General features: G+C 69.8%; 19 protein-coding genes. 8 read left to right on the top strand and 11 right to left on the bottom strand.

Annotation, left to right across the window (positions count from 1 at the left end; genetic code table 11):
- Nucleotides 1-180: a hypothetical protein gene (locus ACFMRZ_RS33615; RefSeq protein WP_187684168.1), complete on the top strand. Its 180-nt coding sequence runs from the start codon at nucleotides 1-3 to the stop codon at nucleotides 178-180.
- Between the two features lie 92 nt (nucleotides 181-272).
- A complete protein-coding gene (locus tag ACFMRZ_RS33610) occupies nucleotides 273-920 on the top strand; it encodes a TetR/AcrR family transcriptional regulator (protein WP_280275997.1) in 648 nt (215 codons plus the stop codon).
- A 4-nt stretch (nucleotides 921-924) separates the two neighbouring features.
- Here ACFMRZ_RS33610 and ACFMRZ_RS33605 read toward each other — a convergent pair whose 3' ends face one another.
- The 3 genes from ACFMRZ_RS33605 to ACFMRZ_RS33595 all read right to left on the bottom strand — a co-directional run bounded on the left by ACFMRZ_RS33605 (nucleotide 925) and on the right by ACFMRZ_RS33595 (nucleotide 4,517).
- Entirely contained in the window at nucleotides 925-2,625 is a 1,701-nt protein-coding gene (locus ACFMRZ_RS33605; RefSeq protein ID WP_400182230.1) for an Eco57I restriction-modification methylase domain-containing protein, read from the bottom strand.
- Between the two features lie 100 nt (nucleotides 2,626-2,725).
- Nucleotides 2,726-3,667 carry a MerR family transcriptional regulator gene (locus ACFMRZ_RS33600; RefSeq protein ID WP_400182229.1) on the bottom strand — a complete coding sequence of 314 codons (942 nt, stop codon included), beginning with the start codon at nucleotides 3,665-3,667 and terminating at the stop codon, nucleotides 2,726-2,728.
- Nucleotides 3,668-3,719: 52 nt separating this feature from the next.
- A complete protein-coding gene (locus ACFMRZ_RS33595) occupies nucleotides 3,720-4,517 on the bottom strand; it encodes a nuclear transport factor 2 family protein (RefSeq protein ID WP_400182228.1) in 798 nt (265 codons plus the stop codon).
- A gap of 129 nt (nucleotides 4,518-4,646) precedes the next feature.
- Between ACFMRZ_RS33595 and ACFMRZ_RS33590 the strand changes: the two genes are divergently transcribed.
- On the top strand, nucleotides 4,647-4,961 hold the full coding sequence (locus tag ACFMRZ_RS33590; protein ID WP_280362963.1) for a metalloregulator ArsR/SmtB family transcription factor: 315 nt from the start codon (nucleotides 4,647-4,649) through the stop codon (nucleotides 4,959-4,961).
- A complete protein-coding gene (locus ACFMRZ_RS33585; protein ID WP_400182227.1) occupies nucleotides 4,958-5,509 on the top strand; it encodes an SRPBCC family protein in 552 nt (183 codons plus the stop codon). Before ACFMRZ_RS33590 ends, ACFMRZ_RS33585 begins: the two co-directional genes overlap by 4 nt.
- On the opposite strand, the gene ACFMRZ_RS33580 is transcribed toward ACFMRZ_RS33585, so the two are convergent.
- Nucleotides 5,510-6,439 carry a universal stress protein gene (locus tag ACFMRZ_RS33580; protein ID WP_400182226.1) on the bottom strand — a complete coding sequence of 310 codons (930 nt, stop codon included), beginning with the start codon at nucleotides 6,437-6,439 and terminating at the stop codon, nucleotides 5,510-5,512.
- 57 nt (nucleotides 6,440-6,496) lie between these two features.
- Nucleotides 6,497-6,913: a pyridoxamine 5'-phosphate oxidase family protein gene (locus ACFMRZ_RS33575; RefSeq protein ID WP_400182225.1), complete on the bottom strand. Its 417-nt coding sequence runs from the start codon at nucleotides 6,911-6,913 to the stop codon at nucleotides 6,497-6,499.
- A 245-nt stretch (nucleotides 6,914-7,158) separates the two neighbouring features.
- Between ACFMRZ_RS33575 and ACFMRZ_RS33570 the strand changes: the two genes are divergently transcribed.
- Nucleotides 7,159-7,947 (top strand): sigma 54 modulation/S30EA ribosomal C-terminal domain-containing protein, encoded by a 789-nt coding sequence (locus tag ACFMRZ_RS33570; RefSeq protein WP_400182223.1) that lies wholly within the window; start codon nucleotides 7,159-7,161, stop codon nucleotides 7,945-7,947.
- Nucleotides 7,948-7,975: 28 nt separating this feature from the next.
- On the opposite strand, the gene ACFMRZ_RS33565 is transcribed toward ACFMRZ_RS33570, so the two are convergent.
- Nucleotides 7,976-9,745: a GAF domain-containing sensor histidine kinase gene (locus ACFMRZ_RS33565; protein ID WP_400182222.1), complete on the bottom strand. Its 1,770-nt coding sequence runs from the start codon at nucleotides 9,743-9,745 to the stop codon at nucleotides 7,976-7,978.
- A gap of 339 nt (nucleotides 9,746-10,084) precedes the next feature.
- On the opposite strand from ACFMRZ_RS33565, the gene ACFMRZ_RS33560 reads away from it, so the two are divergent.
- Complete coding sequence (locus tag ACFMRZ_RS33560) at nucleotides 10,085-10,537, top strand: hypothetical protein (protein ID WP_400182221.1); 453 nt, start codon at nucleotides 10,085-10,087, stop codon at nucleotides 10,535-10,537.
- A gap of 21 nt (nucleotides 10,538-10,558) precedes the next feature.
- On the opposite strand, the gene ACFMRZ_RS33555 is transcribed toward ACFMRZ_RS33560, so the two are convergent.
- The 3 genes from ACFMRZ_RS33555 to ACFMRZ_RS33545 form a co-directional block, all read right to left on the bottom strand.
- Complete coding sequence (locus ACFMRZ_RS33555; protein WP_400182218.1) at nucleotides 10,559-12,973, bottom strand: ATP-binding protein; 2,415 nt, start codon at nucleotides 12,971-12,973, stop codon at nucleotides 10,559-10,561.
- Nucleotides 12,974-13,187: 214 nt separating this feature from the next.
- Nucleotides 13,188-13,754 (bottom strand): dihydrofolate reductase family protein, encoded by a 567-nt coding sequence (locus tag ACFMRZ_RS33550; protein ID WP_400182217.1) that lies wholly within the window; start codon nucleotides 13,752-13,754, stop codon nucleotides 13,188-13,190.
- Between the two features lie 126 nt (nucleotides 13,755-13,880).
- Nucleotides 13,881-14,420 (bottom strand): hypothetical protein, encoded by a 540-nt coding sequence (locus tag ACFMRZ_RS33545; protein ID WP_400182215.1) that lies wholly within the window; start codon nucleotides 14,418-14,420, stop codon nucleotides 13,881-13,883.
- Between the two features lie 298 nt (nucleotides 14,421-14,718).
- Between ACFMRZ_RS33545 and ACFMRZ_RS33540 the strand changes: the two genes are divergently transcribed.
- A complete protein-coding gene (locus tag ACFMRZ_RS33540) occupies nucleotides 14,719-15,708 on the top strand; it encodes a transglycosylase SLT domain-containing protein (RefSeq protein ID WP_400182213.1) in 990 nt (329 codons plus the stop codon).
- Here ACFMRZ_RS33540 and ACFMRZ_RS33535 read toward each other — a convergent pair.
- The gene (locus ACFMRZ_RS33535; RefSeq protein WP_280276011.1) at nucleotides 15,705-16,436 is read right to left on the bottom strand and encodes a MerR family transcriptional regulator; all 732 of its coding nucleotides are present in this window, start codon (nucleotides 16,434-16,436) and stop codon (nucleotides 15,705-15,707) included. The genes ACFMRZ_RS33540 and ACFMRZ_RS33535 overlap by 4 nt on opposite strands.
- 134 nt (nucleotides 16,437-16,570) lie before the next feature.
- On the opposite strand from ACFMRZ_RS33535, the gene ACFMRZ_RS33530 reads away from it, so the two are divergent.
- Entirely contained in the window at nucleotides 16,571-16,924 is a 354-nt protein-coding gene (locus tag ACFMRZ_RS33530; RefSeq protein WP_280276012.1) for a DUF1707 domain-containing protein, read from the top strand.
- A 7-nt stretch (nucleotides 16,925-16,931) separates the two neighbouring features.
- Here the strand turns inward: ACFMRZ_RS33530 and ACFMRZ_RS33525 are convergent, their stop codons facing one another.
- On the bottom strand, nucleotides 16,932-19,364 hold the full coding sequence (locus ACFMRZ_RS33525) for a tetratricopeptide repeat protein (protein ID WP_400182212.1): 2,433 nt from the start codon (nucleotides 19,362-19,364) through the stop codon (nucleotides 16,932-16,934).
- Nucleotides 19,365-19,412 lie beyond the last annotated feature (48 nt).

Below are 19,412 nucleotides of genomic sequence, written 5' to 3'. Positions count from 1 at the left end.
GTGGCGTACGAGCAGTCCGGTATGCACCGGCCCAAGGGGCGGATCAGCGTGGCCGATATCGCGGCCCAGCCCGGAGGCATCGAGGCACTACATCGCCGGGTACACGAATTACGTTCCAGCGGAATAGATTTCGCCGCGAATGCGATCGAGCAGGAGATGACGGCGCTGAATCTGCGCTGACCGGCGCCGGGGCGCGACACGCCAGGCTGCGGTTCCGGGTGCGATCCGATGAGATAATGATCCGCACCCTTCCGCATCCGACTGGAGATTCGATGCCCTCGGTTCCCCCCATCCTGGCGCGCATCCTCGAGAAGCCGCGAGCCGACGGCGAGCAACTGCTGGAGAGCGCGCTGTCGGCGTTCCTGGACTTCGGGATCAAGCGCACCAGCATGGGCGAGATCGCGCGCCGGGCCGGGATCAGCCCCGCCACGCTGTACCGCCGCTTCGAGTCGAAGAACGAACTGATCGAGGCGGTGGGCGTGCGCGAGGCGCAGCTGTTCGTCGCCGAGATCGACCAGCGGGTCGCCGAGATCACGGGCGGAAACAGCGCCGAATCGGCCACCGCCGCCGAGGATCAGCTGGTCGAGGTGTTCGTCGCGTTCATCACGCTGCTGGCGCGCAACGAGTTGCTGCGGCGGCTGCTGCGCACCGAACCGGATCTGATCCTGCCGCGGCTGACCACCGAGGCCGGACCGATCCTCGCGGTCGGGCGCGCCTATCTCGCCGAGAAACTCCGCGAACTGCAAAAGACGAACCCGGCGCTGGACTTCGATGCCGACCTGGTCGCCGAGATCATGGCGCGGCTGGCGCAATCGCTGGCGCTGACGCCCGACGGACTGATCCCGGTCGGCGACCAGCAGGCCGCGCGGGACTTCGCGCGCCGCACCCTGATGCCGATGGTGGGGGTGCCGCGCGGCTGAGGCGTCAGAGACGGAAGGCGGCGGCTACTCGCTCGTCGAGCAGAGCGGGGTCCGGTTCGGCCGCGCCGTCGACGAACGTCCGCACCAGCTCCGTCAGCGCCGCCGCCGCGGGAGTCGCGGGGTCCGGCAGCGGCAGGCGGCCGACGTACTGGGTGATCCACCGGCGGCGGCCCGCGTACAGCCGATTGCCGCACACCGCGTCGTAGAAGCGCAGGCCCAGCGTCGAATTCGCCACTCCCATCAAGAGATACGCGAGCGTGTCGGCGCCGAGGTCGGGCAGCGAGATCCAATAGCAGTCGCCGTTGACGATGGCGCCGCTGCGGTCGAGCGCGAACCGCGGCCGCACGCTGATATCGGGAAACACCAGCTTCGGCCGCGACCACAGGTGCGGGCGCTGCGGCACCCAGATCTCGAACCACTCCCGGCCGCCGGCGGTGACATAGCCGCGGGCGGCCAGGGTGTCCTTGTGCTCGGCCAGATACGCTGCGGCCGCGGGGAATTCGCCGAGATCCACCGGGGTGCGGCGCGCGCGTGTCACGTCGTAGGGGTAGAGCACGCGCGTCGGATGCGACCGCGTGATCCGCCACGGCGCCAGATCGTGATGGGTCAGCAGATCGAACAGCAACTCCGCCTCCGGTCGCGGTTCGCGCTCCTCCCACCGATCGGAGATGAACACCCGGTCCGCCGTCGTCTTGATCCCCACCCGAATCCGCACCACCTCCCCGAACGTCCGCCAGGTCCCCTCCGCCACCCGCCGCAACCACCCGTCCACGCCGGGGTGGGACATCCGCCAGGGGACGGTGGGGTCGGGTCGGGGCGTGGCGCCGGATGGAGCCGGAGTCAGGTCGTCGGCGAGGGTGCCGATCTCGATGGCGATGGTTCGGCCGCTGTGGGTGATCACGGTGCCGGACGGGGCGGTGAGGGCGGTGTACAGGTCGGTGGTGGATGTTGTTCGGGGGGTGTCGAGTTCGTAGGCCGAGACGTAGCGGCAGGGGGCGACGGCGGGGGCGCGGAGGGCGATGGTGATCGCGGGAAGGACTGCGGCCTCGAACAGCCGGGTGTCGCCGAGGTCGTACAGTTCCACCGGTGCCAGCTCGGACCGCAGCAGGGCGCGCAGGTTGGTTCCGGCCTTGGTGGTGAGAAAACGGTTGGCGCACAACAGGCCCAGCACGCCGCCGGGCCGCAGCAACCGGGGCACGCTCGCGACGAACGGGTGGGTGAGGTCGATGCGGCCGGTGAGGCCGTACCGGCGGGCCAACAGCTGGGCGGCCTCCGACCCCAGCTGCTGGGTCCGCACATACGGCGGGTTGGTGATCACCACGTCGAACCCCGCAGCGGCCAAATCTTCTGCCGCGGTGAGGAAGTCACCGGCATGCCAGTCGATCTCGAGTCCCTCGCCCCGCGTCCGGGCGGCCCGCACGGCCTCCGCGTCGAGATCGAACCCCGTCAGCCGCAACGGAATTCCCGGAAACCGCTCCGCCAGTACCCGCCCGACGGCCAGCAACAACTCACCGTCACCACACGCCGGATCCAGCACCCGAACCTCGCCTCGGGGCGCCACATGCTCCACCACTCGTTCGGCCAGGAACCGAGCCAACCGCTCGGGCGTGTAATGCCGCCCGTGCCGCTTCCGCACCCCCCGGTCCCCGCCGGGCCCCTCGCTCGCCCGCCGGTCGGCCGATGCCCGCCCGCCCCAGCCATCCATACCGGGCATTGTGCACGCCCGCACCGACCACCGCGCGCAACCGGGCAAACCGTCTCCCGCCCGATACCGGCGACCGCCGTTTCCCTGCCGGGCGCGGGTCTCAGCGCTTGCCGGGATGCGCGTGCAGCGCTCGACCGAACCAGGTGAACACCGGTTCGAGGTCCGGCAGCGGCGGCCAGCCGTTGATGGTGGCCACGAGCTGCCAGTACCGGGTCACCCGGGAGTCGTTGGCGACCGCGAGCCGCTCGAGCACCCACCGCCGCAGTCGGTCGTCATCGGTCCGGCCGAAGGTGTCGGCGTAGCGTGCGGTCAGGGTGTCGACGATGTCGGCCGCACTCGCCGACTCCGGTGCGATATCCGCCGCGAGGGCCCGGCCGACTTCCGCGCGGACCGTCTCGGTCAGCTGGTGATGCAGGCCGGTGGTGTCGCCCTCGGCGCGTTCCTTCGCTTGGTATTCGGACATCCGCCGCACCGCTGTCCGGAAGTCGTTGTCCTGCACCAACTCCACGAGTTCCAGCCACGCCTCGACATGCTCGGGAGTCGGGTCCTCCGGCAGTTCCGGCATGCTCGAGCGCAGTAGCTCCACCATGGCCGGATTGGCGTCGACCCCGCCGAAGGTGTTGTCGATGAAGTCGTGGATGAAGCGGTGCCGTTCGGCTTCCGACAGATTGACCAGTTTGTGCATCAGATTCATCTCCTGTGGGTTCGAACCCCGGGCGGCTACCGCCTGCAACACCGCGCGGCGCAGCCGCAGCACGCGGACCTGCACGTCGAGGGCCGCCGCGTGTGCTTCGGCGACCTCGGTCAGCGAGGTCTCGCGATCCAGGACGCGGCGAATCGTGGCCAGATCGATGTCCAGCTCACGCAGCGTCCGGACCAGCTCGAGGCGGGCCAGGGCGGCGATGTCGTAGAGGCGGTAACCGGCCGGGCTGTGACAGGTCGGCGGAACGATCCCCTTGTCGGAATAGAACCGGATCGTCTTGACCGACACACCGGTCCGCTCGGCCAGAGCGCCGATCGCGAGGAGGTTCTCGTCGTCCATGCCCACCAGCTTGGCGTCTCCCCCTGCGGGAGACTCAACCCCGCGCCGCGAATTACTCACCGAGGTAGATGCGGGCGGCCTTGATCTGCCTGCTGTTGCGGGTGAGTTCGAGTTCGGCGATGCCGCGGGCGGTGGGGGTGGAGATCGTCGTGGTGATGAAACGGCCTGCGGCTATGGGGGTTTCGGGGCGGAGGCCGGTTGCCTGCCGCAGGAAGCCCTCGACGCCGAGTGGGGCGCCGCACCACAGGAGGGCGGCGTCGGGGGTGAGGGCCGCTCGGGCGGAGCTGTCGCCGCGGGCGGCGGATCGGAGGAAGGTGGTGGCGGTTCGCTTGGCCGCCGCGCCGGCTCGGCGGAAGCCGCGGGCGAAACCCAGCGCGCCGCCGATGCCCTGGTTGCCGAGCAGCTGTGGCGCGAGTCTGGCCGCGGCGAGCAGGCCCGGGCCGCCCGACAGCAGGAGTTGACCGACCATGACGGGTAGTTCCCAGTGCGCGTGCAGTTCGCGGATGCGTAGTTCGCCGCCCGTCCGGGTGAGGTCGTAGCGCAGGTGCATGGGAACGCGCAGCGTCACGCCGGTCGACATGGTGGTCTCGATGGCCAGGTCGCGATAGACGGTCATGCCGCACACCACGTCGTGGCCGACCCGGAACGCGATGCCGTTGGGCGCGATGAAGGTGTCGTAGAACCGCTCGATCGCGGCGGTCCCCCGGTGCGGACGCGACCCGACCGGATCCTCCACCAGCGCGTCGCGGGTGAACAACCCGACCCACGCGGCCCGGTCGTGGACGGCGACAGCCTGCGGCGACCGCTCGACGGTCGCCAGCAGCTCGGCGGCGGATGCGGTGGCAGACATGATTCCCCTTCACACATCGAAGCAGCGATCCTGCCACCAATCTATAACGCGTTCTAATTCGACGGCCGGAGAACCGCAATCCCGTATATGCCTAGACAAGTATATACGCTGAGAGGTATATTAGGCCACGTGACAATCGACCTCTTCGCGGTGGTAGCCGAACCGCAGCGCAGGCGAATTCTCGACCTGCTCCGCACCGGCGACGCCACCGTGGGCGAACTCGTCACGCGCCTGGACCTACCGCAGCCGACGGTGTCGAAGCACTTGAAAGTCCTGCGCGACACCGGCTTCGTCACCTGCGAAGTGGCGGCACAGAAGCGGATCTACCGCCTCGCCCCCGGCCCCTTCGAGCAGCTCGATACCTGGCTCACGCCCTACCTGCGGCTGTGGGACCGCCATCTCGATGCCCTGGGCCACCACCTCGACCGAAAGGACCGCTCATGACCACCCGCCGGTACCACCCCAGCCCTCTGCACCAGGTCGAACTCGTCGACGAGAACGGCCGCTGGTCCCTCGTGTTCACCCGGCAGTTCCCGCAAACCCGGGAGGCGGTGTGGTCCGCCCTCACCGAACCGGAGGAGTTGCGCGAGTGGGCGCCCTACACCGCCGACCGCTCGCTGACCGCGACCGGCCCGGTCACCCTGATCATGATCGACGGCGAGCACCGGCAGGAGTTGCCGGGCCAGGTCACCACCGTGACCCCGCCGGACGTCCTCGAATACACCTGGGCCGGTGACGCGCTGCGCTGGGAGCTGGCGGACCACGACGGCGGCACTCGGTTGCGCCTGACCCACCGGCTCCCGGAGCGAGCGGTGGCGGCGCAGTTGGCCGCGGGGTGGCACCTGTGCCTCGACGTGGCCGCCGAACTGCTCGCGGGCAGCCCGATCGGGCCCATCGTGGGCGCCGATGCGCTCGACTACGGCTGGTCCGACCTGAACCGGCAATACTCCGACCGGCTCGGCGTCGAGGAACTCGACCCGCCTACGGCCTGACTACGAATCCCCTTCCCCGGCACCGTCTTTCGTCCGCTCCCGGACGACCACGATCGGGCAGTCCACCGACTGCACCAGGGCGGAGCTGGTGGAGCCGAGCAGCATTCCGGTGAATCCGCCGCGGCCGTGACTGCCGACCACCACCAGTTGCGCCCGCTCGGACTGCTCCAGCAGCGCGCGAACGGGCCTGTCCTGCACCAGGATCCGGCGTATCTCGATATCCGGGTAACGCTCGGCGTACCCGGACAGCGACTCGGCCAGCAGCGCGTCCTCGGTGTCGCGGATCGCATCCCAGCCGCTGATCGACACGTCCAGCGCGGCGCTGACGTCCGTCCAGGCGTGCAACGCCACCAGACCGACCTTGCGCCGGGACGCCTCCTCGAACGCGAGTTCCAGGGCAGGCACGCTGTACTCACTGCCGTCCACCCCGACCAGCACCGGCTTGCTCGCCGACACCGAATCCGTCGCCGAATGCACCACGGCGACCGGGCAGTGCGCGTGCCGGGTCACCGCCGTGCTGACGGACCCCAGTAGGCCGCGCCGGAATGCCCCGAGCCCGCGACTGCCGACCGCGACCAGCCGGGCCCGGCGGGAGCGGTCGACCAGCACGGGAATGATCGGCTCGGTGACCACCTCGGTACTGATCGCAGGTGACTCCCCGGGCGCGGCGGCACGGGCCGAGCGGGTCGCCTCGGTCAGGATCCGCTCGGCATCGGCGTGCAGCCGGGCCAGGTCGTCCTCGCCGAGCACCGGCACCGGCCCGAACACGGCCGGTAGCGATACCGACGTGAGCAGGTGGAGCGCACAGCCGTGCAGGGCGGCGGCAACCGCGGCCCAGGCGGCCGCGTCATACGACACCGCCGAACCGTCGACCGCCGCCACGATCGGTGGGTTCTGGCCGGATTCCGAGGTGGCCGGATTGTCGGTCATCGCACTCCTCCTGTTTCGGAACGTCGCTACCTGCCCTGCCTCCATCATGTCGGGGCGCTAACAGCTCCGCTCGACGAGCCTGACACCCGTGACGATCTCGGGCTCGATCGACACCACGGTGGCCTTCTCCCCGTCGACCCACGACTGCAACAGCGATTCGTAGCGCGCGATGCGGTCGGGGTCGGTGACCGGGCGCGCGAATCCCACCACCACGACCGACCAGCCGACGCGCCGCACCACATCGATCTCGTCCGCCTCGTACGCGACCACCACCGGGGAACTGCCGCCCATGGCGGTGGTCAACTGCGTCGTGAAGCGGGTCCGCAGCACCACGGCGCCGTCCTCGACGAGGTGGTTGACCGGGCGGATCGCCGGTAAAGCGTTGCGGGTGAAGACGATTCGGCCGACCGCGGCACCGGCCAGCAGTCGCATCAATTCGGCGCGGTCCAGGTGCTCCGCCGTGCTCACCGCCACCGACCCGCTTTCCGTCTCATGCTCGCGACCCCTGTGCAAATCCCATCACCGCGCCGATACGGCGATGTAGGGCCGAAGGTCCTACGAATGTGCCCGCAGGTCGGTTACCACGGGTGGTGGGCCGCGGTCCGCGACGATGTGATTACCCACACGAAGGACCTTCGGCCCTACAGCGGCGCGGAACCGGAATGCACTGTGGTGCTGCGGGAACGGGATTGGTGCCGAGCAGAAAGGAAGGTCGTGCGATGCTGCGCACGTCCGAAACGCGGCCGTCCGAGGAGTTTCCCGACGTCGCCGTCATCGTCCGCGGTGAGCTGCCCAAGCTGGAGAGCGAGCGCATCGCCGGCGCGGTCGGACGGTTGCTGGCCCGCTTCCGCCTCGGCGGCGGCGCGCGGATCCGGGTGTCCGCCGCCAATTGCGGCAGCGGTCCGATGCTGGTGCAGGTGAACCTGGCGATCGCGGACCGGCCCGTCCGGATGCAGACACTGACCCGCGGCCGCGGCGACGTACTGCCCGCCGTGGTGCGGCTGGAACGTCAGATCAAGGCCGTCACCGCCACCCCGCAGCATCGCCCGTGGCCGGACCCGACCCGTCCGCCCCTCGCCGTGCCGGTGCCGGGAGACCTCGTGCGCCGCAAGGCATTCGCGCTCACCACCACCGACCCGTCGACGGCCGCGGCGGCGATGGACGCCCTGGACTTCGATGCGTACCTGTTCACGCACGCGGGCACCGGCGCCGACGCCGTCGTCTATCGCGCCGCGCCGACCGGCCTGCGGCTGGCGCACCAGTACCGCACCCGGTCACCGCTGAGCGTCCGCGGTGGCGACGACTGTTCCTCGGTCTTCTCGGTGGACCAGCACCCGGCCCCGTCGCTGACCGCCGAACAGGCCGTCGACCACCTGTGCGGGCACGGCATGCCGTACCTGTTCTTCACCGACCCGGCCCGCGAACGCGGCCACCTGCTCTACCGGCGCTACGACGCCGACCTCGGTCTCGTCACCCCGGACGGCTCCTGCTTCCGCGCGGCCGGATAGGCGGTCACCGCGGACTGCGCACGACGGCTCACGGGAGAGGCGCGGACCACCGCACCAGGGTGCCGGGATGCGCGCCCGGCGTGGTGGAAAACGGTGTGACAGTGCAGCTTCCGCCCGCGCGTTCGGCGCGGCGCGCCATATTGACCAGCCCGCTCGCGGTGATGCCGTCCGGGATGCCACGACCGTCGTCGGCGACGGAGACGACCAGGCCGTCGCCCACGTCGACCTCGACGGTCAGCATCGTGGCGCCGGAGTGCCGGACGGCATTGCTGACCGCCTCGCGCACCACGGCCTCCGCGTCGTCGGCCAGGTCGGCGGGGACCACCGACAGCGGGCCGGTGACGCGCACCGTGACATCGATGCCGGACTCGGCGGTGTGCTGCCGGACCGCATTCTCGACCCGCTGCCGCAACCCGCCGTGCCCGACCTCGGCGACATGCAGATCGAAGATGGACGTGCGGATCTCCTGCACCACCGATTGCAGGTCGTCGACCGCCGCCGAGATCCGTTCCCGCACGTCGGTCCGGCGGCTGCGCGGCACCGTGCCCTGCAGGGCCAGCCCGACCGCGAACAATCGCTGGATCACGTGGTCGTGCAGGTCCCGGGCGATCCGATCGCGTTCGGCGAGCACGTCCAGCGCCCGCATCCGCTGCTGGGCGTCGGCGAGTTGCATCGCGAGCGCGGCCTGCGCGGCGAACGCCTCGGCCAGCTCCAGGACCTCCTCGTCGTAGGGCGTGCTGTCGGTCGGCCGGGCCGCCACCAACAGGCCCAGCGACGCCTCGGGCGTGTACAGCGGCAGCATCAGCAGCGGACCGGCGCCCACACCGACCTCGGCGCTGAGCCCCGCCGCCGCCGCGCCCTCGAACCGCAGCCCGGACCGGCCGGCGAAGGCCTCGCGGGCGGCGGTGCCCGCGAGCCGGAGACTGCCGCCGGGGTCGACGCCGCAGCCGACCGAGTACACGATGTCCAGCTCCGACGCTTCCTCCGGCGCGCGGTCCGGCTCGGCCGTCACCGCCAGGAACACCCGGTCCGACCGGGTCAGCCGCCGGACGTGGTTGACCAGGTGCGCGAACACCCGCTCCGGCGCGGTACCGGCCAGGAACTCCGTGGTCAGGTCCCGGGTGGCCGTGATCCAGGCCTGCCGGGTGCGTGCCGCCTCGTACAGCCGGGCGTTCTCGATCGCGATGCCCGCCGCCGCGGCCAGCGCCTGCACCATCACCTCGTCGTCCTCGGTGAACTGCCCGCCGCCGACCTTCTCCGTCAGATACAGGTTTCCGAAGACCGCCTGCCGCACCCGCACCGGGACCCCGAGGAAGCTTCGCATCGGCGGATGGTTGTCCGGGAAGCCGACCGACGCCGGATGCTCGGCCAGGCATTCGAGCCGGATCGGCTTGGGCTGATCGAACAGCAGTCCCAGCACGCCGTGCCCGCGCGGAAGCGCGCCGATCCGCGACCGGGTGGCGTCGTCGATGCCCTCGTACACGAATCGGGACAGATCGTGGCCCGCACCGCGCACGCCGAGCGCGCCGTAGCGGGCGTCCACCAGCGTGATCGCCGTGTGCACGATGGTGCGCAGGGTCTCGTCCAGCTCGAGCCCGGCGGTGACCGCGAACATGGCCTCGACCAGCGCGTCCATCCGGTCGCGTACATCGATGATCTGGTCGATCCGCTCGCGGATCTCGGCCAGTAGCTCACGCAGCCGCAGCTGGGACAACGCGCCACGCACCGAATAGCGCCCGGATTCCGGGCCGCCGTCCGGATCAGCGGTCTCAGCCTGCTGTCGGTCGTGCGGCAGCACTGCGATTCATCCCCTCCCCGGACGCAGCCGGAGCGCGGCGACCAGGCGCCGCCGCGGCGGAACCTCACGTACTCGACCCATAACCGTCCACCGGTGATCAAGAGCCGCACTTCGGGACTCGCGTAGGCGAAAGCTGCTACTCAGTCTAGGTCAGTGCGCGGATCATGCGACGGGCCTTCGGCCAAGGACAATCGGACCGCAATCCTTCCCAATTCTGGGAGCGATCTCGCCATAGTGGACGGCTCCTCAATCTATGTATCGTTAAACAACGGCACGATAGACACGTCAACTAATGGCTCTCTCGGCCGGAGGACATTGCCGACACGAAGGACCCGCATCATGGCCACCTCGACCACCGCCCATAAATTGATCGCCGCCTCGATGATCACCGCCGCCCTCGCGATCGGCCCGGCCGCGCTGGCCCCGGCGGCCTTCGCCGCGCCCGGTGGTTCGACCTCCGGCAACAGCGACAACCACTCCGGCACCCGCACCGGCGGCACCCGAAGCAGCCACGACGCCAACGGAAACGGCAACGGCACGGGCGACGCCGGCGGCAACGGCAACTCGTCGCGGCGGGCCGGTTACCCGAAGCACCCGGGCAACCCCGGACAGCAGGTCCGGCCCGGCCTGGCGAACAGCGTCGACGGCGCCTCGAACGCGGCGTTCGACCGCCAGTACCTCGGCTGGTTCGCGCCCCGGGAAGAGGCCGCGCCGCAGAGCACCACCGACAACGGCCTCGGCAGCCACGGCTGCGTGGCGGACGCGTCCACGAAGTGCGGCAGCGCGCGCTGAGCAGCGCGACTTCGGCAGCGGTTACGGCCGGCCCGCCGAACGGCGCGGGGCACGGCGCGGTCGGCGTTCGGCCTCCCGCCGCACGGCGTCGGCCAGATCGACCGGGATGTGCTGGATGATCTCCTTGCGGGACGGGGTGCTCAATTTCTGCCGGATGCTGGCGACCTGAGCGTCGACGGTGCGCACCGAACTGCGGCGCTCGGCCGCGATCGCGCTGTTGGACCACCCGGCCGCGGCGAACACGGCCACCGCCCGCTCGGCGCGCGACAGCGTGTCCCACCGCGCGGGCGGCGATACGGGCTCGGCCCCGTCGGACGCCGGGTCGGCGGGCGCGCGATCGAGCACGTACCGCCGCAGCGTCTCGAATTCCGGTGTGACAGCGGCGCCTTCGTCGCGAGCCGCCGCATACGCCCGTTCCCCGAGCACCACCGCCGACAGGTCCGCCGCCCGTTGCAGTTCGGTGGTGATCAGCGGAACCGTCTCGATCACCGTGCCCGTGGCGCGGACGCAGGCTCGGAAAGCTCCGACCAGCCGGGCCATCTCGGTGGCCGCGGCCACGCGCACGGCCTCGTCGCCGGCCACCGACGCCTCCAGCACCATGCGCCCCGCGACCATGATCCGGGCGCCGATCGCCCAGCTCACCGTCCAGACGTCCCCGTCGATGAGGTGATCGGTCAGGACGCTGCGGGACATCGCCGCGGACTCGCCGAGATCGCCGTGCGTGACCAGGGCGACCGCGCGGGCCAGCCGGGCCCACCCCCGCGACAACAGCGAGCCGCTCGCCGTCGAGTGTTCGAGGATGCGCGCGGTGGTATCCAGCGCCACCTGCCGCTCCCCCACGAAAGCCGCTGCCAGCGCGACGAATACGCCGCTGAGTTCCTCCCCGACCAGGTCGCCCGCGTCCGCGCCCTTGCGGCGGGCCCGCTCCAGCACCGCGATGGCGCGCGGATCGGCGTGCACCAGCATCAGTTCCAGCCCGCGGATCCATTCCACCGGCGCGGATAGCCCGAGATCCTCCTCGGCGGTGTCGCGCCAGGTGGGGACGGCCGCGGCCGGGAGACAGGTGGCCGCGCACTCGTCGAGCAGGCGCGCGGCGTCGTCGATCCGCCCCTGCCACATGGCGACCCACGCGAGCAGGGCCATCGCCCGCACGCGCAGGTCGTCCGGGCGCGGGTCGGCCGCACGGGTCGCCTCGACGGCGAGGGCGGTGAGCCGGGCGAAGGCCGGGCCGCCGTGCGTGGCGAACGGAATCCACATCGATAGCAGCCCGGCCGCCGTCTCCAGCGCCACCACCGCCTCGGCCGGTGTCGACAGGCCCGTCTCGATCGCGAGGAGGATGTTGTCCCAGCCCGAATGCACCCGATCGTGCCGATCCTGCGCCTCGGGCGTGTTCCAGATGGATTGTCCCGCAACGACTTTGTCCCGGAAGTAGCGTCGGTGCCGGGCCGCGGTCGCGGCGGCGCACGCGCGGCCGCGCAGGCGGTCGTAGGCGAACACCCGCACGCTCTCCACCAGGTACCACCGCACCGTCGTGGCGGTGTGGTGTTCGGACAGCAGCGATCGCTCGGCCAGCTGTTCCAGCAGCGGTTCGATGGTGTCGGCCGGCAGGGTCTCGTCGGCGCACACGGCCAGCACCGCGTCGAGTTCGATGCCGTTGCGCAGCGACCGCTCGTCGTCGGTCTCGCACCCGGCGGCGAAGACGGACAGCCGCTCGAGCAAGAGCCGTTCCGCGGGTCCGCACAGCTCGTAGGACCACGCGATCACGTCGTAGACGCCGCGATGGCGCAGATCGGCGCCGGCGCGGGCGCCGTGGCGCCACTGCAGGCGCTTGTCGTCGGCGTCGCCGGTGAGTTCGCGCAGCACCATGCCGGGTGGGCGCTGCCGTAGCCGGGCCGCGGCCAGCCGGATGAACAGCGGGTTGTGGTCGACGTGGCGGCAGATCTGCCCGGCGATGTGCAGCCGGGCGGGATCGTCGCCGATCGGCCGCCCGGTCAGCTCGGCGCGACGGCGGAACAGCGCGATCGAGTGCGCGGCCGAGAGCGGGGGCACCGGCACGATGTGCTCGTCGACCCACCCGATCGGCTCCCGGCTGGTGGTCAGGATCGTCAGCTCCGGCGCCTGCCGCAGCAGGTCGGCGACGATGCCGCCCACCGCGGCCAGCACATGCTCACAATTGTCCAGTACCAGCACTTTTCGGGCCGGCTCGGCCGCTGCGTCCGGCTGCGGCTCGCGGGTGGGCCGGCCCGCGGCGTCGACGCGGATCGCGGACCGGATCAGATCTTCGGTCACCGATTCGGGACCCAGTTCGGCGAGACCGACCCAATGCACGGGACCGGGCACGCCACGCAGCACCTCGGCCGCGAGCCTGGTCTTGCCGATACCGCCGGGGCCGATCAGTGTGACCAGCCGCGCGCCGCCGTCCAGCAGCGATCGCACACGCTCGACATCGGCCTGCCGGCCGACGAATTCGCTAGTGGTAGCTGGGAGGACCGTGCCAGGTACCGGTACCACAGACATAATGAAGAAAACTTAACCTACTCGGCTCGGGCTCGTCGCGACTTTTGGTTCATCCGTACCAGGTCACGCTCGTGACCGAGCCTGCGCCCCTGCGGTTTTGGGGCCGGTCAGCGCGCCCCGGCGCGTCGGGCCGTCACGGTACGGGAGCCGATTGCTGGTAATGCACCTGCACGACCGCGCTGTCGAAGGTCATCACGTCGACCAGATGCAGTCCGGCCCGGTCCAGCGCCGACGGGAACAGCGGGATGCCGCCCCCGAGCAGCAGCGGGTGCACGAACAGCCGGTACTCGTCGATCAGGTCGTGCTCCATGAACAGCGTGGCGGTCTGGAGACCGCCGAACAGCACCATGTCGCAGTCCGGCCGCGCCCGCAGCGCCGCGACCTCCTCGACGACCGAGTCGGCCACGATGCGGGTGTCCCACCCCGCCGCGCGCAGGGTGCGGGAGAAGACGAGCTTCGGTGTGGTCTTCCAGCAGCGCGCGAAATCCACGTAGAACGGCGAGATCGCCGGATCCGCGTCCGCTGTGGGCCAGAACGACGTCATGATCTCGAATGTCTTGCGCCCGTAGAGAAACAGATCGGCCGCCCGCAGCTCGTCGAGGAACGAGGCGCACAGTTCCTCGTCCACCACCGGCCAGTGAATCTGCTGGTCGGGGCCCTCCGCGAAACCGTCGAGTGACATCTGCATCCAGAGCGTCACGCTTCCCATCACATACCCATCTGCGCGTCGGTGCGAAAGTGGGATTTTGGGCACAATCACAGTCGACGCGCATCGGTAGTTCTGGATGGAATATACCTAAGTAGGTTTATTCCGGTCGGTCCGGATTCAGAGGAGCGAACCTTCCGAACAGGAACCCGACGAGCGCCACGTCGCCTCCGGACGCGCCCCGTCGAAGCGCCACTGCGACACCGGACCGGCTGCGCGCCAATACAATCCGCCGCCCACCGGCACCGCCTCATAGACGTCCTCGGCGCCCTCGATCAGCTGTTGGCCGACACAGTAGTCGGTGTAGGAGGTGCCGGGCTGGCGCGCACCGGGGCTGAACCGGCCCGCGGGATTGGCCGTGGCGCCCGGGTTGTCGACCGTGCTCCACTGGTTCGCGATGCCGCCGCGGTTCCACCGCGCGGTACCCAGCAGATCGGTCCCGCAGGTGAACGTCCAGCCGCCCGCGTACACGGTTTCGCCCTGGGGATACGCGGCGCCCGCCCACAGGCACGGCGCGCCGGGCAGTTGGGCGGTGGCCGTAGCCGGCACTCCCAGCCCCACACCCGCGGCGATCACCGCGGCCGCGGCGGCCGCGACGCGGAGCCGAACGGTACGGCCAGGTGCCGTGGGGGCACTGCTCAGTTCATTGGTGGTGGTCATCGGCGTGGTCTCCATTCGCCCGTATCCGTTGTCGACGTCCATCCATCGACACACGAACCAATGTACCGTTATTTAGCGGTACATAGCTTTGGGCGCGTTGCCACCAGTGGGAACATCAGGCGGAACGAAGGGGAACCTCGGGCGGGATCCGTTCCCATCCGCGGGAAGTGTGGCGGCGGCCGGGCGGACAACTCCGTTTATGCTGCGAGGGCACCACCGATCAGGCGTCGGCGGACGAAATCATCCAGTACTGGAACGAATTACGGAGAACACGCCATGGCGCGGCGGAAGGTGAGCGATGCCTCCTAAAGAGATTACGCTGACGCCGCCAGCCGACGCTCCGGTGCTGGCCTCCTATACCTCACATACCCAGACGGTATTGAACAAGTTGCTGAAGGCGCTCGGCGACGGCACGGCGGATACGATCACCGTCCAGAAACTCGACGACCTCGACCGGGCCGACGAGGACATCAGCGGCGAGATGGCCACGCAGCTCGATCGCGAGCAGGGTAAGAAGCAGGACTATCTCACCCGCCTCAACGACCTGGACACCAATATCGCCGATATCGCGAAGAAATCCGCCGGTGTCTCGAATACCGCGGTCAGCGAGGTCGAAGAACTCGGCACCGAAGTCCAGGGAATCCTCGACGCGGTACCCGACAAGCCCGACCTGCCCCGGCAGTTTCTCGCGATCGGCGCCATCGACAAGGCCGTCGGCGACAGCGAGCAGTCGGTGACGAACGCCCACCAGTGGCTGACCGAGCAATCGGCCAATATCCCCGGATACGACGGACCCGGCAGTGGCCCGGTGTCCACTCCCCGAGTGCCGCACAACAGCTCCGGCGGCTACGACGGCAACTACACCGACCGGGTGAGCAGCGTATCGGGCAGCACCGCTCGGAACGTACTCAGCGAAGATCAGGTGCGGGCGCACATCAAGGAAGCTCTGAAGGCCCTCGGAATCACCGATCCGGTCGCGATCGAGAATTGGACGAGGGGTTATATGACCCTCATCGAACGCGAATCGGGCTTCAATGCCGGCGCGATAAACCTCAACGATTCGAATGCCGCGGCCGGCCATCCTTCCCAGGGCCTGACGCAGACCATTCCCTCGACTTTCGAGGCGTACCACGTGGCGGGCACGTCGAATGTCATCACCGATCCCACCGCCAATATCGCGGCCAGTATGAACTATGTGATGCAGAGGTACGACGTCTCGCGGGACGGCTCGAACCTGGCCGCCAATGTGCAGCAGGCCAACGCGAGCGCCTCGCCGCGGGGCTACTAGGCGCCGGGCAACACCTCGGCCAGTTCGCTGTCCTGATCCAGATACTGCGACACCGACCGGCTGATGAATTCCCCCGCCGCCTGTTCCGGGCATACGCGCGTGGCCGACAATCCCGACACCAGTTTCGCCAGATCCGTCGTGCCGCCCTCGGACCGGCGGAAGTCGGCCCAGGAGGTCCGCTCGAACAGGTCGACGAACCGGCGCGCGATGCGCTCGCAGTCCGACCGCAAGCGCTCCAGCTCGTCGATGACGGCCTCGTCGGAGACGCCGGCCGCGGCGAATCGCTCGGCGACATCGAGCAGCTTGTGATTGCTGACGCGGTAGGTCTCGGCGTCGACCGGTTCGTACACACCCAGCGCGACCACCCTGGACAGCCCCTGCGGCACATCGCGGTAGCGCCGCGCGAGTTCGGTCGCGGTGAGCGTCTCGCCCGCCGGCTCCTCCGGGACCGGCCCCGCGCCCTCGCCGACGCCGAGGATGTCGCCGAGATCGTCGCCGCGGTCCCACGCCTCCAGCAACTCCTTGATGCCGTTGAGTTTGATCCCCCGATTCAACAACCGACTGATCACCCGGACCCGGTTCAGATGGTCCGGTCCGTAGAAGCCCGTCCTGCCCTTCACCTGGGGCGGCGGCAGCACTCCCCGCTCGTGATACACCCGCAGGCTGCGCACGGTCGTACCGGCGGCACGCGCCAGCTCATCGATCGTGTACTCGGTACCGGCTGTCATACCTCAAGGAAACCACACCGAAACAGAGCAGAGCGTCTCAGCTGGTGGCGGCGATCACCATCCTCGGGATTTCTTCCCGGCGATGGTTATTCGGATAATTCGGGAGAAAACAACTCCGAGCTATCCTGCACGGCATGACAGAAATTCCGGATTCACGGCTCATGGCGGCCGACCGGGAACGCGCGCTACGGGAACTGTCCGATCAGCTCGGTTCGGGGCGGCTGTCCCTGACGGAATACGACGAACGCAGCGCGATCGCGGCGTCCGCCACCACCAAGGCGGAACTGGCCGAACTGTTCATCGACCTGCCCGTGGCGGCACAGGCCCCGCCCCCGCCCGGCGACACCACCATTCCCAGAATGGCGACCCTCGCGCTCGTCGCGGTGGTGTTCGCCTTCGTCTGCGCCTTCGTCACGGGCAACTGGTGGTGGCTGCTGCTGCTCGCCGCGCTGCCGGTGATCGTCGTGACCGGGCTGCGCTCGCGCTGACGACCGGCTACCACCGCGTCCGCGGCCGCACCTGATTGGCCAGATCGACCAGGCGGTAGCGGTGCATGCGGTCCGCCGCGGTACGGGCCAGATCCCGCAGGCAGGATTCGACGCCGCGCCGCAATCCCGGCACGGTGAGCGGGAATCCGAGCAGTTCCGCGTCGGGCACCCGCGGCCGCCCGCCCGCGCGCAGCCATTCCAGCGCGGCCCCGACCACCACGACGCGCAGTTGCAGCGCGCGGGGCGCGTCGGGCACATCCTCGAGCCGCGCCGCCGCCTCGGCCAGATCCTGTTCGGTCACGTCGGCGACCGGTCGCGACACCAGCAGCAGGGAGCCGGTCAGATGGGCCACGCTGTGGTGGCGGGATTCGGCGGGGACCTCGTCGAGCACGGCGACGGCCTCGGTGATCTCGCCGTCGGCGGCCAACCGGCGGGCCAGCCCGAACGCCGCGCTCACCACGCCGTGGTTGGTGCGCCACACCCGCCGGTAGTAGTCGGCGGCCGCGCGATGCCAGAACTCGACATCGCCGGACTCGCTCAGATGCTGGAGCACGAGTTCGGCGGTGGCGGCGAGGGCCAGAGCCGGAGCGATCTCGCCGGGCAGCATCGAGTGCACCGCGTCGAAACTGCTGTAGGCGCGCTCGAAACGACTGTCGAGCAGCGCCGCGACACCGGCGTACCACTCCAGCCGCCAGTCCGCCTCGTACCGCGGCCGCAGATCCGCGAGCAGCCGTAGCGCGGGCACGATCTCGCCGAGTTCGAGATGCGCGCGCACCGCGGTGAGCGTGCCCTCCAGCTGGAACGACGCGGGCTCGGCGATGGTGCCGGCGGCGATCCGATCACGGGTGCGCCGCAAGGTTTCCAGCGCGTGCTGCGGCTCGCCGTGCAAAAGGGTGGACAGCAGGTCGGCGCTGGGGTCCTCGCTGTCGATGAGCGGCACCGGCAGCGCCGCGCAGACCCGCCCGGCGTCCAGCGTGGGCATCCGCTCGGTGCCGTCGATCATGCCGTCGGTCTGGCCGATCACCGTGTCGATACCGAAATCCCCACGCAGCGAACCGAATTCGACGGAGGCCTGGGGGTGTTCGCGGCCGGTCTCGCAGGCCATCACCATCCGCAGCACGCCGGTGAGCTGACAGTACATGGAGTAGGTGGAGGGGAACCGGCGCTGCGGATCGGGATCGGTCGCGCGGCCGAGCAACCGGTACAGGGCCGGATGCGCGGCCAGCAGCGGGTCGTCCTCCGGCGTGGGGATCCCGGGCAGGAAGTGCCCACCCTTGTCCCGCGGCAGGTCCAGTACCAGCGCGGCGAGCGTACGGCCGACGGTGTAGATGTCGGAGACGACCGTCGGGCCGGTATCGGTGATCTCGGGCGCCTGGTAGCCGGGGGTCCCGTAGATGCTGCCGTAGGACTCCATGGCCGCGACCGCGCCCAGGTCGATGAGCTTGACCTCGTCCTCGCTCACCATGATGTTGTCCGGCTTGAGGTCGTTGTAGGACAGCCCGAACGAGTGCAGATAGTCCAGCGCCGGAAGCACTTCCATGATGTAGGCGATGGCCTCGGCGATCGGTATCCGGTCGGGCGCGCGCTCGTCGAGCACCTTCTTCAGCGACTGCCCGCCGACGTACTCCATGACGATGTAGCCGTCCTCGACGTCGCGCCGGGACTTGTGCTTCACGAAATTGTGAATCTTGACGATGCCCGGATAGGCCACCTCGGACAGGAATTGCCGTTCCGCGAGCGCCACGACGTGCGCCTCGAAATCGAGCGGATTCTGCAGGCCCTTGAGCACCACCCAGCGGTCGCTGACATTGCGGTCGACGGCCAGGTAGATCCAGCCCAGCCCGCCGTGCGCCAGGCAACCCTGCACCTCGTACTGCCCGGCCACCAGTTCGCCCGCCTCGAGCTGCGGCCGGAAGTTGAACGGCGAGTTGCACTTCCCGCACACCCCGGCCACCGCGCCGGGCTCGCCGTCGGCGGACCGGCCCACCGGGGCCTCGCACTTCCAGCAGAATCGCTTGACCTCGGCGACCTCCGGGGTGGCCAGCACGGCCGACCGCGGGTCCACCGAGGCCACCTTGGGCATCTCCACCATGCCCTCGCCGAGGCGGCGCGGGCTGGGGCGCGAGCGGGCGCTGCGGCCGGATCCGGCCTCGGCCTCGGCCAGCAGCCGCAATTCCGCCTCGGTCGCGGACAGTTCCTCGCCGGCCGTGTCGAGGCCGTCGTCCGCCGTGACTCGTTTGGTGCCGCGCGAGAACAGTTGCGCCGGTTCGGTTCCCGACACCAGCTTGCCGGTCTGCGGACCACCGAAGCGCTGCGCCGGATCGACGGGCCGCCCGGCGGACCAGGGGTGTGCCTGGACCGGAATCTCCGTGCCCCGCATGCGCCGGTTGGCCCACGGGTGCGGCAACGGATGGTCGGACGTCCCGGACCGTTCCGACATGAGGAGCCTCCCGAACCCGCGGATGAATCGCGCCCTCATTCTGGTCCG

It is taken from the genome of Nocardia sp. N2S4-5 (assembly GCF_044628355.1).
Classification (GTDB): domain Bacteria; phylum Actinomycetota; class Actinomycetes; order Mycobacteriales; family Mycobacteriaceae; genus Nocardia; species Nocardia wallacei_B.
This window is presented reverse-complemented; position numbering and strand designations above follow the sequence as displayed.